At 48.2% G+C, this 15,579-nt stretch carries 15 protein-coding genes; 12 read left to right on the forward strand and 3 right to left on the reverse strand.

Annotated elements, in window-relative coordinates; all coding sequences use genetic code 11:
• The first annotated feature begins 34 nt into the window (after positions 1-34).
• Positions 35-1,504, forward strand: a complete 1,470-nt coding sequence (locus P397_RS0105615; protein ID WP_028105884.1) for a UDP-N-acetylmuramoyl-L-alanyl-D-glutamate--2,6-diaminopimelate ligase — start codon at positions 35-37, stop codon at positions 1,502-1,504.
• 18 nt (positions 1,505-1,522) lie between these two features.
• On the opposite strand, the gene rnhC is transcribed toward P397_RS0105615, so the two are convergent.
• On the reverse strand, positions 1,523-2,443 hold the full coding sequence (gene rnhC / locus P397_RS0105620) for a ribonuclease HIII (RefSeq protein ID WP_028105885.1): 921 nt from the start codon (positions 2,441-2,443) through the stop codon (positions 1,523-1,525).
• 119 nt (positions 2,444-2,562) lie between these two features.
• Here rnhC and zapA point away from each other — a divergent pair, with 119 nt between their 5' ends.
• The 11 genes from zapA to trxA all read left to right on the forward strand — a co-directional run bounded on the left by zapA (position 2,563) and on the right by trxA (position 13,781).
• Complete coding sequence (zapA, locus tag P397_RS0105625) at positions 2,563-2,799, forward strand: cell division protein ZapA (protein ID WP_012371043.1); 237 nt, start codon at positions 2,563-2,565, stop codon at positions 2,797-2,799.
• A 2-nt stretch (positions 2,800-2,801) separates the two neighbouring features.
• On the forward strand, positions 2,802-3,350 hold the full coding sequence (locus P397_RS0105630) for a CvpA family protein (RefSeq protein ID WP_026832370.1): 549 nt from the start codon (positions 2,802-2,804) through the stop codon (positions 3,348-3,350).
• A gap of 45 nt (positions 3,351-3,395) precedes the next feature.
• Positions 3,396-5,111, forward strand: coding sequence for a DNA polymerase/3'-5' exonuclease PolX (polX, locus tag P397_RS0105635; protein ID WP_028105886.1), 1,716 nt, complete (start codon positions 3,396-3,398; stop codon positions 5,109-5,111).
• Positions 5,112-7,478 carry an endonuclease MutS2 gene (locus tag P397_RS0105640; RefSeq protein WP_028105887.1) on the forward strand — a complete coding sequence of 789 codons (2,367 nt, stop codon included), beginning with the start codon at positions 5,112-5,114 and terminating at the stop codon, positions 7,476-7,478.
• 10 nt (positions 7,479-7,488) lie between these two features.
• Positions 7,489-7,896 (forward strand): DUF350 domain-containing protein, encoded by a 408-nt coding sequence (locus P397_RS0105645; protein ID WP_012371039.1) that lies wholly within the window; start codon positions 7,489-7,491, stop codon positions 7,894-7,896.
• Between the two features lie 185 nt (positions 7,897-8,081).
• A complete protein-coding gene (locus tag P397_RS0105655; protein ID WP_035414072.1) occupies positions 8,082-8,975 on the forward strand; it encodes a YitT family protein in 894 nt (297 codons plus the stop codon).
• A gap of 172 nt (positions 8,976-9,147) precedes the next feature.
• The gene (locus P397_RS0105660; protein ID WP_035387583.1) at positions 9,148-10,821 is read left to right on the forward strand and encodes an AMP-binding protein; all 1,674 of its coding nucleotides are present in this window, start codon (positions 9,148-9,150) and stop codon (positions 10,819-10,821) included.
• A 71-nt stretch (positions 10,822-10,892) separates the two neighbouring features.
• The gene (locus P397_RS0105665; RefSeq protein ID WP_026832375.1) at positions 10,893-11,471 is read left to right on the forward strand and encodes a TetR/AcrR family transcriptional regulator; all 579 of its coding nucleotides are present in this window, start codon (positions 10,893-10,895) and stop codon (positions 11,469-11,471) included.
• An 80-nt stretch (positions 11,472-11,551) separates the two neighbouring features.
• A complete protein-coding gene (locus P397_RS0105670) occupies positions 11,552-12,325 on the forward strand; it encodes an electron transfer flavoprotein subunit beta/FixA family protein (RefSeq protein ID WP_026832376.1) in 774 nt (257 codons plus the stop codon).
• Between the two features lie 15 nt (positions 12,326-12,340).
• Complete coding sequence (locus P397_RS0105675) at positions 12,341-13,303, forward strand: electron transfer flavoprotein subunit alpha/FixB family protein (protein ID WP_028105889.1); 963 nt, start codon at positions 12,341-12,343, stop codon at positions 13,301-13,303.
• 49 nt (positions 13,304-13,352) lie between these two features.
• Positions 13,353-13,781, forward strand: a complete 429-nt coding sequence (trxA, locus tag P397_RS0105680) for a thioredoxin (RefSeq protein ID WP_255415517.1) — start codon at positions 13,353-13,355, stop codon at positions 13,779-13,781.
• A gap of 60 nt (positions 13,782-13,841) precedes the next feature.
• On the opposite strand, the gene P397_RS0105685 is transcribed toward trxA, so the two are convergent.
• Positions 13,842-14,228, reverse strand: coding sequence for a VOC family protein (locus tag P397_RS0105685; protein WP_028105890.1), 387 nt, complete (start codon positions 14,226-14,228; stop codon positions 13,842-13,844).
• A 21-nt stretch (positions 14,229-14,249) separates the two neighbouring features.
• A complete protein-coding gene (locus P397_RS0105690; RefSeq protein WP_028105891.1) occupies positions 14,250-15,572 on the reverse strand; it encodes a dihydrolipoyl dehydrogenase family protein in 1,323 nt (440 codons plus the stop codon).
• Positions 15,573-15,579 lie beyond the last annotated feature (7 nt).

A 15,579-nucleotide genomic window follows, 5' to 3' on the forward strand; every position in this document is an offset into this window, starting at 1 on the left:
GTTCGTTTACACATAAAAGGAGAGAACATACACCATGAATCGTCCATACAAACACTTGTCAGAATTAATTGCCTTATTTCAGCTTACGTGTGAGGAAGACCCAATCGTTACGAGTATCGAAACAGACTCACGCCAAGTGACAACAGGAAGTTTGTTTATTTGTGTACGTGGTTACACGGTAGACGGGCACCAGTATGCACGAGAAGCAACAGAGAACGGTGCGGTCGCGATTTTAGCGGAAGAACCACTTGAAGGGATGACTGTCCCGGTCATCGTGTTACCGAATACAAAGCAGGCGGCCGGACGAATTGCCGACTTATTTTATGACCACCCAAGCCGACAGCTCCGGGTTTACGGCATAACAGGGACGAACGGCAAAACGACGACGACGAAATTAACGTATGATTTATTCCGCTCCGCCGGACATAAAGCAGGGATGATCAGTACCGTCGGAGCGATGATTGACGGCGAGATGATTGACACCCCGAATACGACACCGGAAGCCGTCATTCTGCATCGATTGTTACATCAAATGGTTGAACAAGGTGTGACGGATTGTGTGTTGGAAGTCTCCTCACACGCCCTCATGGAAGGGCGGGTCGAAGGGGTTCAGTTCCATGCGGCTGCCTTTACGAATCTGACACACGATCATCTGGATTATCATGCGTCGATGGAGGAATATGCTGAAGCAAAAGCGTTGCTGTTTGAACAAGTGGCGACAAGCGGAGGAAAAGCTGTTGTCCTGAACGAGGCAGATCCAACGAGTGCACTCATGGCTAAAGCTGCAAACGGAGTGCCGGTCCTGTGGTATGCGACAGAGGAAGCGTCAGATGCTCCGATTGCTGTCGAGTGGCAGGAGGAAACCGTCCGGGTCCGTTTGGACGGAACCGTCACGGAAGTCCCGGTCTTTCTTTTAGGTGACTTCAACGCCGCGAATCTGGCAGCAGCCATCGGCTTGATGCGTGCGGGTGAGGTCAACATGTACCAACTGATTCGGCACATACCGGAGCTTCGTTTACCAAAAGGGCGGCTGGAGCGTGTTCCGTTTGACGGATGTGAAATCTACATTGACTATGCCCATACTCCAGACGGATTGGAAAAATGTTTAAAGGCATTGTCTGTTCCGAACGAACCGCTATACATGGTCTTAAGTGCCGCCGGAGAACGTGATCGTTCAAAACGACAGGAGATGGGACGAATTGCCAGTCAGTACTGTGAGGGAATCATCGTCACCGTTCATGACCCAAGACGGGAAAACCCGCAACAAATCATCAAGGAACTGATTGCAGAGATTGCCCCCCGGAAAATCATCACGTGTCACGAAACACGAAAAGAAGCCTTGCAGATTGCAGCGAAAATCGCTTTGACGGGAAAACGAATCGTCATTGTCGGAAAAGGGCATGAACGGTTTGAACGGATCGGTATGAATGATGTGCCGTTTGATGAGATGAAGATTTTGACGGAAGAATTAAGCCGATTGTCCGGTCAAGAATCCGCGATGTAAAAACCGACCATGCTGAAATCATGGTCGGCTTCGTTTTTCGGCTAATGCTTGTGCTTTTTTCGTGTTGGCAAAATGAAACTTCGTCCAATCCTTCAGACGATCCGGTCCGTAACGCAACAAAAGGGAAGCGGCGACCTGGTCGACCTGGGCACCTGCTCCTTTTGGAATCTCGGTTCCTGCCTGTCGGCTCAGCTGATCCATCTCCTTGAGGAAGATGGCACGTGCCAGGATGGACGCGGCAGCGACAGCAACGTGAAGTCCTTCTGCCTTTGTTGAAAAGTAGACATTGTCTTTGACTTGTTTCGCTTCTCCTGACAAATGTTTATAATACGTTGCTTTTTCAGCAAACTGATCAATCAAGATCGCCTGCGGCGGGTGGTCCAGTTTTTCGAGTAAACCGTTCAGCGCCGTATTGTGAAGCAGGGCAGTCATTTTCCCTTGTGTCATCGTTCGTTGCATCCGGTTGTACTCCGGAGTATGTAAAATACGGTAGTCATACGGAATGACAGCATGAAGGTCCCGTGCAATTTTGCGGATTTCCGGATCAGAGACGTTTTTTGAATCACGGACACCAAGCTCACGGACCAGTTCGATGTGTGAATGATCGACATAAGCGGCGACGACGACCAACGGACCAAAAAAATCACCTTTTCCGACTTCGTCACTTCCGACGACAGACCACTTGGCAAATCCCTCCGGAAGGGTCGCACTTGCCGTGGAAGCAGTCTTTTTGGCAATCGCCGATCCGTAACGGGCGGAAATGGTTTCAGCGTCTCGTCCTTGAAACATCACCTTTCCGGAATTATAGACCGTCACGATACATCCTGGTGTACGCGCGGCAAAACGTGCGTAAGCAGGAGGCGAAATACGCGCTCCTTCAAAATCAGAAATGACGGACTCTTGTTTTTCATTTGTTAACTTTAATACGACCGTTCCCATAACATGATCACCCTTTCGAAAATAAGCATACCATCCTTAAGACGGATGGTGGACTTCTTTTCCTATTTGAAAAATGATGGTACTATATGAAAGAAGCAAAGTATGAGGAGGACAGGAAAATGGCTGATTCAGAAGGGTTGAACCGGACGACGATTCATATCGCAGGGAATGACTATACGATTGTCGGAACGGAGTCACCTGAACATGTACGCGAAGTGGGTCTCCTCGTGGATACGAAAATTCGTGAAATTAGAGACCAAGCCCCACAACTAGATGTTCGTCAAATTGCTGTTTTAGCAGCTCTCAATATCGGTAGTGATTATGTAAAAATTAAAAAGAATTTGGGTGAGCTTTAAAAATGATTTCTTTTGTAATCTTATTGTTTCTGGCTTTAGGAACGATGACGGGTGTGCGTCGCGGAGTAGTCTTGCAGGCGGGACATTTGTTGAGTTTAATCATCTCGTTTATCGTCGCGTTATCGTTTTACGATGAGCTGGCCAAACAATTTAAATTATGGATTCCGTACCCATCGACACTGGACGATGCGGGAATTGACTTGACGATGTTTTCGATTCCAAGCTCAGTTGGACTAGATGAAGTTTTTTATAAGGCCTTTTGGTTCATCGTCTTATTTTTTGGAACGAAAATCATCTTATCGATCATCATTGCGATGTTTGATTCCTTAACGAACATTCCAATCTTGAAGCAGGTAAAAGGGCTCTTGGGTGGTGTGTTCGGTTTCATTGAGATGTACATCTTCATTTTCTTGATTCTGTTCTTGGCGGCTTTTGCACCGGTGCAGTCGATTCAAGATGCCATCGCCAATTCAAGCTTAGCCTCCTTCATGATTCAACATACACCGTTGCTTGCAGAATGGTTGATGGAAAAAGTCGGTTTGATAAAATAACGTGCTCCCGTTGAAAGGGAGCTTTTTTTGAGGGGAGAATTGAACATGCGGACAACACAAGACGCCATTCGACATTTGGAACGAATTTCAGTTTATCTGGAAGTAAAGGGTGAAAATCCGTTTAAAATCAATGCGTTTCGTAAGGCAGCCAGCCTGCTTGAAGCAGCAGAACTCGACTTCATGGCGATTGAGGACTTTACGGCGATGAAAGGTATCGGAAAAGGAACGGCAACGGTCCTGGAAGAATTCCGCGATACCGGATCAAGTACGGCTTTGACGGAGCTGGAACAGCAAGTGCCGGAAGGATTGATTGCCCTGCTGAAAATACCGGGACTCGGTGGGAAAAAGTTGGCGAAATTGCATGAAGTCGGTGTCATTGATGCAGATTCCTTCGCGGAAAAATTGGCGGATGGTACAGTAGAAGCAATGCCAGGATTCGGGAAAAAGACGGTTGAAAAATACAGTAAGGCACTCGAGACCTTTGAAACACGACCAGAACGATTGCCATACGGCGTCATGCGTAAAAGTGTCAGCGAACTGGAGCGGACATTAGCGGGAATCGATCAGATCATCCGTTTTGAAGTCGGGGGCAGCTTCCGTCGGGCGGAAGAAACGTGTAAGGATCTTGATTTCATCATCTCGACCGAGCACCCAAAAGAGGTAAAAGCACAATTACTGGAAATCGAACAGATCGATGAAATCATTGCTGCCGGGGAGACGAAAGTATCGATCGTCCTGAAACGGGACGATGCCTATATTGCAGTCGATTTCCGGTTGGTCGATGATTTGGCGTTTGCTTCGACGTTACACCATTTCACGGGATCAAAGGATCATAATGTCCGGATGCGGCAACTTGCGAAAGAGCGAGGGGAAAGCATCTCGGAATACGGGATTGAGACAGCAGATGGTCTCGTACAACCGAAAACGGAGGACGAATTGTTCGCCCGTTACGGTTTACCGTTCATTCCGCCTGAACTGCGGGCCGGACGGTTGGAATTCGAGGCAGATTTAAGCCGGTTAATCCGCGAAACGGATATTCAGGCGGATGTCCACATGCATACGACATGGTCGGACGGCACGTTGTCCGTCGAAGAACTCGTTGATGCCTGTGCCGCGCGGGGGTATTCGTGGATGGCGATTACTGATCACAGTAAATATATGAAGTTCGTCAATGGTTTGACGGAAGAACGCTTACGGAAACAGCGGGTGGAAATTGAAGCAGCCCGGCAAAAACATCCGGAGATGACGATTTTATGCGGTGTCGAGATGGATATTTTACCGGACGGTTCATTGGACTACGATGATACGTTTTTACAAGAAATGGACTATGTCATCGCCTCGATTCATTCCAAATTCGATCAGACGGAAGAGGAAATCATGCAACGGTTGGAAAATGCCTGCCGTAATCCGTATGTCTCTTTGATTGCCCATCCGACCGGACGAATCATCGGACGCCGGGAAGGATATGCGGTCAACATCGACCGCTTGGTTGAACTGGCGGCAGAGACGGGCACGGCACTGGAATTAAATGCGAATCCCGCTCGGTTTGACTTAACGGCGGCGTCTCTTGCGAAAGCGAAGGCAGCAGGCGTCAAAATCATGATCAATACCGACACGCATCGGCCGGAAATGTTAGAAGATATGAAACTTGGTGTCCTGCATGCACGTAAAGCATATTTGGAACCATCCGATGTCATCAATACGTGGACAGCAGAAGAAGCGCGGGCTTTTTTTGATCGAAAACGTTTAGGAGTGAAATAAATGAATGCCAATGCACTACGTGTATTAGAATACGATAAATTAAAAGAATTACTCGTCAAGCAGACGGCGAGTTCGCTCGGTGCACAGTTCGTGCGGAAGATGGAGCCGGCAGAAGATTTTGAACAGGTGAAAGCATTACTCGCCTTGACGACGGAAGCAACGACGGTTTACCGCTTACGCGATCGTTATCCGTTCGGTGGCTTGACCGATGTCCGCAGTGAGGTGAAACGAGCTGAAATCGGTTCTGTCCTTTCGACGAGCGAACTGCTTGCCGTTGCGGATGTCGTCTATTCCGGACGACAAGTCAAAGCGTTTCAAGAACGCTTGCATGAAGACCACCCGGATCTCCGTTTACCGGCGCTAGACAGCCGGATCGAACAGATTACGAAACTGGTGGAGATTGAACAAGGAATCCGTCACGCGATTGACGATCAAGGAACGGTTCAGGATTCAGCGAGTGATAAACTCCGAGCTTTACGCAGTCAATTGCGTTCACTTGAAGGCCAGGTCCGCTCGAAAATCGACGGTGTATTACGCAGTAAATCGAAGATGTTATCCGACGCCATCGTCACGATGCGAAACGACCGTTACTGTGTGCCGGTCAAACAGGAGTACCGGCAGGCGTTTGGCGGAATCGTTCATGATCAATCGGCGTCCGGTGCGACATTATTCATCGAACCGCAAGCTGTCGTTGCAGCCAACAATGAAATTCAAGAAGCGCGTCTAAAAGAGCGGGCGGAAATCGAACGGATTTTAGCCCAACTTTCGGCACTCGTCGGATCGGTGGGCGATTCGTTGCGGATTAACGTCGATGTCTTGGCAGAACTGGATTTCATCATGGCGAAAGCCTTGTATGGTCATACGATTCGTGCCGTTGAACCACGTTTAAATGAAAACCGTCATGTCATTCTCAAAGAAGCCCGTCATCCGTTCATTCCGGATGACGAAGTGGTGCCGATCACCGTATCGTTAGGCGGCGAGTTTACGTCGCTCGTCATTACCGGTCCCAACACGGGGGGGAAAACCGTCACATTGAAAACGATCGGTTTACTCCAGTTAATGGTCCAATCCGGTTTGTATGTGCCGGCAGCCGACGAGACGGAGCTCAGTGTCTTTGATGCGATTTATGCCGATATCGGTGACGAGCAGTCGATTGAGCAAAACCTGTCGACGTTCAGTTCGCACATGACGAACATCGTCTCCATGATGGAAAAAATTGATTTCATGAGTCTCGTCTTGTTTGATGAATTGGGAGCAGGGACAGATCCGACAGAAGGAGCGGCCCTCGCCATTGCGATTTTGGACGAAGTGAAACGGCGTGGCGCACGTGTTGCCGCGACGACTCACTACTCTGAACTTAAAGCCTATGGATACAACCGGGAAGGTGTCGTCAACGCCTCGATGGAGTTTGATGTCGAATCACTCAGCCCGACCTATCGGTTGTTGATTGGTGTACCGGGACGTTCGAATGCCTTTGAGATTTCAAAGCGGCTGGGTCTTGAAGACCGGGTCATCGATGCGGCACGCGATCAAGTCGGAAGTGATGCCCAGTCCGTCGAAACGATGATCGGGCGATTGGAAGAAGCGAAACAACGTGCGGAATCGCTGGAACGGGAATTGTTGCAAGAACAACAACGATTGATCGAAGAGCGGGAAGAATTCGAGCGGGAACAAGCGGAAATCCATCAAGAGAAAAATGAGATTTTAGCAAAAGCAGAAGAAAAAGCAACACGTGCCGTCGAACGGGCACAAAAAGAAGCCGAAGCCGTCATCAAACGTCTAAAAGAGTTGCGGGATGCAGGCGCTGTCAAAGAACATGAACTGATTGAAGCCCGCAAACAACTCGAACAGGCCAAACCGACCTTGCAGGATCAGCGTATCGCCAAGGTGAAGGCTAAATCGAATCAAACACCTGTGTTTGCAAAAGGGGAAGAAGTCAAAGTCACGACGTTCAACCAAAAAGGGTACATCATCAATCAAAACTCAAACGGAGAGTATACCGTTCAAGTCGGGATCATGAAAGTAAACGTCAAACCCGGTGATCTCGCGAAGGTCGGCGAAGCGAAATCGGCTTCCAAAACCAAAAAACGGTCCGGCGGGACAAGTGTGACGAAACAGTCCGCGGCATCGGCAGAACTCGATCTGCGGGGAGTTCGTGTCGAAGAAGGTCTCTCGAAACTCGACCGCTTCATGGATCAGGCCTTACTGTCGAACTACGAACAGATTCGTGTCATCCATGGACTCGGAACAGGTGCGATGCGTCAAGGGGTGCAAGAGTATCTGCGTGGAAACCGTCATGTCAAAACCCATCGCCTTGGAGGTCAAGGTGAAGGTGGTCATGGTGTGACGATCATTGAATTGAAATGAGGCGCGTCAGGTGAATATTTTTGAAAACGTCTATGTCTACACGACGGCTTTATATTCGGTGGCAGGATTATTGATCATTATGGGCTTGGCACTTTTTGAGTTGACAACCCGGTACCGAAACTGGGAACATATCAAGAGTGGAAACATTGCGGTTGCCCTCGCAACGGGTGGCAAGATCATTGGTCTGGCGAACATCGTTCATTTCGCCGTTCAAAGCGAACAACGTGTGGGTGCCATCTTTTTAGAAAGTGCGTTCGGATTTTTATTACTGATTTCGACTTATTGGATTTTTGAATTCTTGACACCGAATCTCCCGGTTGACCGAGAGATCGAAAAAGGAAATATCGCGGTCGGGATCATTTCCTGTTCATTATCAATCGGCATGTCTTATGTCATTGGTTCGGCGTTAGTGGGGTGAGTACGTGTTAGAACGGTTAGCAAAAATCATGTTCGGCGTATCGATTGCCTTTTTGGTCGTCGGCATACTTTGGATTTTCATGAATTAAAAGAACTGGCTGTGCCAAGTGATTATTCCGTACTGAGCTCGATTCAGTACGGAATTTTTATTGGGACCCACGAAAGAAAAACAAAGGAGGAAACTACATGAATGTAAGAAAAACCAATACAAATGAAATACGGCGGCGCGCTTTTGAAGCGATGCAACTGATTTCCTGGAAAGATATCTTTTGGATCATCGTCGGTTCAGCGATTCTTGCGTTTGGGATCAACTACTTCACGATCCCGAATGACTTATCGGAAGGCGGACTGATCGGGATTACCGTTATTTTCTACTATCTGTACGGCTGGAATACCGGATTGGTGTCCTTGATTGCGAATGCACTCTTGTTCATCATCGGGTACCGGTTCTTGAGCCGGAAGACGATGATTTATTCCGTGATTTCAGTTGCGACGACTTCATTTGTCCTGTCGGCAACGGCGTCGCTCGCGACGGCTTCCGATAACCGGTTGATCGGGACGATTTACGCAGGAATTCTGATTGGTCTTGGAATCGGACTTGTCATTCGCGCAGGCGGGACGACCGGCGGCGGTGTCATCATCGCCCGGTTGATGAACAAGTACTTGAATTTAGGGATTGCCGTTTCGATGTTCATCATCGACGTGACGGTTGTCGGAGCTTCCGGATTCCTGTTTGGAGAAGAAACGATGCTCTATACGTTGATTGCCATCATCATCGGTTCGTATTTAATTGATCTGGTCAGCGAAGGACTCAATGTCCGTGAAGCGGTCACGATCATCAGTCACCGCCAGGAAGAAATTGCAACGATTTTGACCGAAACACTCGGTCGCAGTGCGACGGTCATTCACAGCCATGGTCATTTCACGAAACAGAAAAACGACATGTTATACATGATTGTCGATAAACGCCAACTTGCACCGCTGAAACAAATCGTCGAGGCGGCGGATCCCCGTGCCTTTGTCGTCATTCATAAAGTACGTGAAGTCATCGGTGAGGGATTCACCTATCCGTCACGCTAACGATCGATCAAAGCAACCACTTGCGAAAGGGCAGGTGGTTTTTTTGTGGTGTGCTCAAAATACCTCTGATTGGGAAAAATGTGAAATTTATTTTGGATCAGGACTAGCCGCTGTGGACAAATTACACGTATAATAAAAATGAATAGTAATTCAGTCACAGGGAGGGATTGGAATGGATTCAGCATGGTTAAAGGATTATCCGGAACAAGTACCTGCATCAATCGCCTATCGCGAGATACCGCTCTATCAAGCACTTGAAGAGGCGGCAGACGAATTTCCGGGACGACGTGCACTCAGTTTTCTGGGAAAACGCATGACGTTCCAGGAAGTGCGCCAAGAGGCCCGAAGCTTTGCCCAAGTCCTGCAAGACGCCGGACTCGAGAAGGGTGACCGGGTCGGTTTGATGTTACCGAACTGTCCCCAGTATATGATCAGTTATTATGCAGTATTGTACGCAGGTGGAACAGTCGTCCAAGTTAATCCGCTGTATACTGATCGTGAGCTGGAACAGATTTTGGTCGACTCCGGTGCGAAGATTCTCGTTACGTTGGATTTACTGTATCCGAAAGCCTCACGCGTCAAAGCAACGACGGTTTTAAAAACGGTTGTCACAACGAGTATTGCTGACTATCTGACTTTTCCGAAAAACAAGCTGTATCCGATCAAATCCCGCAAAGACAATAACATCATCATCGATACGACCGGTTCGATTCCGTTTTTATCACACCGCGGTGCTGAAATGATCGAACCGATTGCAATCAATCCGAAAGAAGACATCGCAGTGTTACAATATACAGGAGGAACGACCGGGGCACCAAAAGGAGTCATGTTGACCCACTTTAACTTGAGTGCCAACGTAGAGCAGATCAGCCAGTGGTTCTACAAGTATTCGCGGGGGGATGGACGGAAGTTATTAGCCGTCGTGCCTTATTTCCACGTCTACGGCATGACCTGTAATTTAAACTTCGGTATGTTTAATGCCTATGAACAAATCATTTTACCAAAATTTGATTTGGAACAAGTCTTAAAGACGATTGATAAGGAAAAACCGAATCTGTTCCCGGGGGCACCGACGATGTATGTCGGCTTGTTGAACCATCCGAAGTTGAAAAAATATGACTTGTCATCAATCGAAGCGTGTATCTCGGGATCGGCACCATTGCCGGTTGAAGTACAGGAAAAATTTGAACAGGTGACAGGCGGACGGATCGTTGAAGGATACGGGTTATCGGAAACGAGCCCTGTGACGCATACGAATTGTATCTGGGACAAACGTGTCCCGGGATCGGTGGGGATCCCTGTTCCGGATACGATTGCGAAGATTGTCCAACCGGACGGAGAAACACCCGCCGCACCTGGAGAAATCGGGGAAATTCTCGTCCGTGGTCCGCAAGTCATGAAGGGGTACTGGAAACGTCCGGAAGACACGCAAGCCGTTTTACGCGATGGTTGGTTGCATACGGGGGATCTTGGATATGTCGGAGAAGATCATTATTTCCGGATCGTTGATCGGAAAAAAGATTTGATCATCGCATCAGGCTTTAACATCTATCCGCGGGAAGTCGAGGAAATCCTGTACGAACATCCGGCGGTGAAAGAAGCCGTTGTGATCGGGGTTCCGGACGCTTATCGGGGGGAAACGGTCAAGGCGTTTATTGTCTTGAAAGATGACAGTGTAACGACGGAAGAAGAACTCGATCAATTCTGCCGCAAAAGCCTGGCATCGTTTAAAGTACCGAAACAATACGAGTTCAGACAAGAGTTACCGAAAACCTTTGTCGGTAAAATTCTCCGTCGGGTACTGATTGAGGAAGAACGCGCAAAACAGCTGGAAGAAAGCAGTTGACAGCTCAAAAAGACATGATAGAATAAATATGAATGAACCATCATTCATTTTATGTGTTAGGAGATAGCCTTATGAAAAGAACGATGTCTAAGAGTGATCGCATCATTGATGCTGCAGTTAAGGTGATTGCAAAAAATGGGTACCACGGTGCCAAAGTCACGGCGATTGCCAAAGAAGCTGGCGTAGCGGACGGAACGATTTATCTTTACTTCAAGAACAAGGAACATCTGTTGATTTCATTGTTCCAAGCGAAGATGGGCAGTTTCATCGAGTATTCGGAAGCGCAAATTGCGCTTCATCAATCGGCGACACAACAGCTGGCGGCACTGATCGAAGCCCACCTTGAGCAACTGTCGGTGGACTATGATTTAGCGGTCGTCACCCAAATCGAGTTACGACAATCCAATCAAGAGATGCGCCACAATATCGCAACGGTGCTTAAACCATATCTTCACTTGATTGATCGTGTCATCCGAAACGGGATGGAGTCCGGCGAATTTTCAGAGACGCTTGATTATCGATTGGCGAGACAGATGGTATTTGGAACGATTGACGAAGTCGTGACAAGTTGGATGGCGAGCGGATTTAAATACGATTTGCTCGAAACGCGTCACGGGATTCATCGGATGTTAATTAAAGGGCTGAGTTAAGCCCTTTTCCTAACAAACTTTTTGTAAGCGGATACAAAAATGATGGTGGTCAATAGAAGTTGACAGAGGGGGAACGAAGAATGGAAATCTATGTCTTGTTAAAACGAACGTTTGATACGGAAGAGGCAATCCAACTTGAAAATGGTCAAATCGAAGAGGATGGTGCCGAGTTTATCATCAATCCTTATGATGAGTATGCGGTGGAAGAGGCGATTCGTGTTCGCGATGCCCATTCTGGAACAGTGACGGTCGTCACCGTCGGACCGGAGGACGCGGATAAAGAACTCCGGACTGCCCTTGCGATGGGTGCTGATCAAGCGGTCCGTATCTCGATTGAAGATGATATCGAAGAAGCGGATCACTATTCGGTATCAGAAGTTTTGGCCGGTTACTTGAAAGAGCAGACGGTGGATTTGATCATCGCCGGAAATGTCGCCGTTGACGGGGGAAGCGGACAAGTGGCGCCGCGTGTTGCGGAGTTGCTGGATATTCCGTACGTGACGACGATTACGAAGCTTGAATTGACAGGTACGGACGCTGTCGTCACACGTGACGCTGAAGGGGATACAGAAGTCATCAAGACGTCGCTGCCGTTACTCGTCACCGCCCAACAAGGATTAAATGAACCACGTTATCCGAGTCTTCCGGGCATCATGAAAGCGAAAAAGAAACCGCTCGAAGAACTGGAATTATCCGACCTGGAATTGGATGAAGACGAGTTGGCACCACGACTCGAGACGATCGAACGTTTTTTACCGCCAAACAAAGCAGCCGGTAAAATCCTCGAAGGTGATCTTTCGGTTCAAGTACAGGAACTCGCTTCATTATTACGCAACGAAGCAAAAGTTGTTTAAGGGGGAAGAAACGATATGTCAAAAGCACTTGTACTTGCAGAATCACGTGACGGCAATTTACGGAATGTTTCATTTGAAGCGATTGCTGCGGCGAACCTCGTGGCAGATGAAGTCGTGGTGGCCCTGATCGGACAAAATGTCGCAGCGGATGCCTCACAACTTGCTGCACGAGGGGCCCATCAAGTTCTCGTCGTCGAAGATGAGCGGTTGCAGCATTATACACCGGACGGTTACGGACAAGTCTTCATGCAACTGATTGAACGTGTGGCACCGGACGTCATCGTCTTTGGTCATACGTCGCTCGGGAAAGATCTGTCACCTAAAATCGCGGCGAAGTTACAAGCCGGCTTGATCAGTGATGTGACGTCGATCGAAGGAACAGGTACGGAGGCTTCCTTCATCCGTCCAATCTATTCAGGAAAAGCCTTTGAAAAAGTAAAAGTGTCGGAAGGAAAGATTCTCTTTACCGTTCGTCCGAACAATATCGAACCGCTGGCTGAAGGTGCTTCGGAAGGAACCGTTGAATCCGTGACGGTTGAACTAAAGGATTTACGGACCATCGTCTCGGAAGTCGTCCGTAAAGCGACAGGCGGTGTGGATCTTTCGGAAGCAAAAGTCATCGTCGCGGGTGGACGAGGCGTCAAAAGTGCTGATGGATTTGCGCCGCTCCAAGAACTGGCGGACTTGCTCGGTGGAGCGGTCGGTGCATCGCGTGGTGCGTGTGACGCGGACTATTGCGATTATGCCTTACAAATCGGTCAGACCGGTAAAGTCGTTACACCAGACTTATATATCGCCTGTGGTATTTCTGGAGCGATTCAACATTTAGCCGGTATGTCGAATGCGAAAGTCATCGTCGCCATCAACAAAGATCCAGAAGCGAACATCTTCTCGGTTGCAGATTACGGAATCGTCGGGGACCTGTTTGATGTCGTGCCGTTATTGACGGCAGAATTCAAAAAAATGCTTGTGCATTAAGGGATGAAATAGGAGCAAAGAGTAACTTCTTTGCTTCTTTTTTTGTGTGATGACTTGTCTGAGCAGTTTCGTTTGTTGTAAGGTAGGGCTGTGCTATACTCAAGTCAGTAAAAAGATTGCTTTGACCGACAAGTCAAGACAATCTAAAAATAGGAGGTTATTCTCAATGGCAATCGTACACGCAACTAGCCAATCATTTAAAGAAGATACACAAGAAGGTCTCGTTCTCGTTGATTTCTGGGCAACATGGTGCGGACCATGTCGCATGCTTGCTCCAGTTCTTGAAGAACTTGACGCGGATATGCAAGACGTAAAAATCGTCAAAGTCGATGTTGACGCTAACCCGGAAGTGGCAGGAGCTTTCCAAGTTCAAAGTATCCCGACACTCGTCTTATTCAAAGACGGTCAACCGGTCAACAAAACAATGGGCTTCATGCCAAAAGACGCATTAAAAGAATTCGTTGAAACATCTAACTAATTCTACGCACGATATATAAAAGATGGCATTCCGTCAATGGACGGAATGCCATCTTTTTGTTTAGTTGGAGGAAGAGACAGGTGAACAAAGTTCAATTAAATGACCATCCGGATCCAACACATAGGCAACGATCTGTCCCCATGGTTTCTCCGTCGGCGGTAAAACTGTCTCATGACCGGCAGCGCGGATTGTTTCGTACAATTGCTGGACATCATCCGTCACGAAGCCAAGTTCGATCGATTGTTGACCGGTTTTATCCGGGAGCTCGTAGGGAATCATGGAACGGACGTCTTCTTTTGTGTTAAAGGCAAGGACGGTCGTTCCTGTTTCAAATTCCGTATAACTCCCGTGTTCCGCTTTGATCGGGAGACCCAGCAGTCCATGGTAAAACGAACGTGTCTTGACCGGATCTGTGATGTACAGAATGGTGTAGCCGTACCGTACCATATGAATCCTCTCCTTCATCGATTAGTCTTCGAGCAGTGAAGCGATGTCAGACGCCGGCGTCGGGTAAGCAAAACTCGTCTTTTGAAGGGCAGAACTTGGAATCCGGTGTTGCATGGCGAATGAAAAATAGTTAGCCAGTTCGGCAGCATGAACACCGATGAAATGAGCACCAAGAATTTGATCGTCTTCTCCGATCAACACTTTTGCCCGAGCAAACGGATCTTTGATCCGGACATTTGTTTGCCAACTGGATGTGTCAATTAATTTCCCGCGGTAGCGGACGTTGCTCTCTTTTAGACGTGCCTCCGTCTGGCCAACCTGTGCAAGATTTGGGGCAGTAAAGACGATACTTGGAACAGGCAGCAACTCGAGTGTTCTTGTGTTACCTTCGAGCATGTTACAGGCAGCGAGCCGTCCTTCGGTCCCCGCAAAAGGAGTCAGTGCCGGATTTCCGCTGACTGCGACGTCACCCGCTGCGTAGATGTTTGGAGCAGACGACTGCAGGTAATCGTTGACACGGATCCCTTTGTCCTCAAAGATGACTCCTGCTTTATTTAAGTCCAGAGAATCGATGCTTGCGACGCGACCCGTCGCATTCAAGACAACATCTGCCTGGACGTTTGTTCCGTTGGATAAAGCGAGTGTCGTGTCCTCATAAGAGACCACTTCCGTCTCATGGATGATGTGAATGCCAAGGGCTTCCGTCGCTTCCAATAAGACCGCAACCAACTCTTGTTCGAATTGTTTCAGTGCAGTTGAACGTAAGACTATCGTCACTTCCGCGCCAGCGATTCGTGCGAGATGCGCAAATTCAAAGGAAATGTAACCGCCGCCGATACAGACCAGGCGACGCGGTACGTCACGCAACTCCAAAAATTCATTGCTGTTCAAGAAACGTTCACTGCCCGGCACCGAAAGCTCACGCGGACGAAGACCGGTAGCAATCAAAAACTGTTCCGCTTCCAACTCGATCTCGTCGACGAGCAACTTCTTATTGGACAAGAAGCGGGGTTCGCCGTGGTAATAATCAATGCCCAAATCATCGTAACGATTTCGTGTTTGTTCCGGAATCGCGCGTGTATACTCATTTTTTCGTTCCATCAGTTGACGCCAATCGATGGAAACCAATCCTTTTAAACCATATCCGAGTAAGCGTTCAACAGCATCTTTCGCTTCACTGCCGGTCAAAAGAATTTTTTTGGCATCACACCCCCGTTGTGAGCATGTTCCGCCCGGTGTAAAGTTTTCGATAATCGCCACGCGAAGTCCTTTTTCAGCAAATTTATAAGCAGCCTGATTCCCGGCTGCACCTGTTCCTAACACAATGCAATCGTATGTACGCATTTTTTAT

The organism is Exiguobacterium undae DSM 14481 (genome assembly GCF_000620805.1).
GTDB classification, from domain to species: domain Bacteria; phylum Bacillota; class Bacilli; order Exiguobacteriales; family Exiguobacteriaceae; genus Exiguobacterium_A; species Exiguobacterium_A undae.

Excerpts from the sequence above, each read along its gene's own strand:
- P397_RS0105615 (WP_028105884.1), top strand. The coding sequence starts at position 35 with ATGAATCGTCCATACAAACACTTGTCAGAATTAATTGCCTTATTTCAG.
- rnhC (WP_028105885.1), bottom strand. The coding sequence starts at position 2,443 with ATGGGAACGGTCGTATTAAAGTTAACAAATGAAAAACAAGAGTCCGTC.
- zapA (WP_012371043.1), top strand. The coding sequence starts at position 2,563 with ATGGCTGATTCAGAAGGGTTGAACCGGACGACGATTCATATCGCAGGG.
- P397_RS0105630 (WP_026832370.1), top strand. The coding sequence starts at position 2,802 with ATGATTTCTTTTGTAATCTTATTGTTTCTGGCTTTAGGAACGATGACG.
- polX (WP_028105886.1), top strand. The coding sequence starts at position 3,396 with ATGCGGACAACACAAGACGCCATTCGACATTTGGAACGAATTTCAGTT.
- P397_RS0105640 (WP_028105887.1), top strand. The coding sequence starts at position 5,112 with ATGAATGCCAATGCACTACGTGTATTAGAATACGATAAATTAAAAGAA.
- P397_RS0105655 (WP_035414072.1), top strand. The coding sequence starts at position 8,082 with ATGAATGTAAGAAAAACCAATACAAATGAAATACGGCGGCGCGCTTTT.
- P397_RS0105660 (WP_035387583.1), top strand. The coding sequence starts at position 9,148 with ATGGATTCAGCATGGTTAAAGGATTATCCGGAACAAGTACCTGCATCA.
- P397_RS0105665 (WP_026832375.1), top strand. The coding sequence starts at position 10,893 with ATGAAAAGAACGATGTCTAAGAGTGATCGCATCATTGATGCTGCAGTT.
- P397_RS0105670 (WP_026832376.1), top strand. The coding sequence starts at position 11,552 with ATGGAAATCTATGTCTTGTTAAAACGAACGTTTGATACGGAAGAGGCA.
- P397_RS0105675 (WP_028105889.1), top strand. The coding sequence starts at position 12,341 with ATGTCAAAAGCACTTGTACTTGCAGAATCACGTGACGGCAATTTACGG.
- trxA (WP_255415517.1), top strand. The coding sequence starts at position 13,353 with ATGACTTGTCTGAGCAGTTTCGTTTGTTGTAAGGTAGGGCTGTGCTAT.
- P397_RS0105685 (WP_028105890.1), bottom strand. The coding sequence starts at position 14,228 with ATGGTACGGTACGGCTACACCATTCTGTACATCACAGATCCGGTCAAG.
- P397_RS0105690 (WP_028105891.1), bottom strand. The coding sequence starts at position 15,572 with ATGCGTACATACGATTGCATTGTGTTAGGAACAGGTGCAGCCGGGAAT.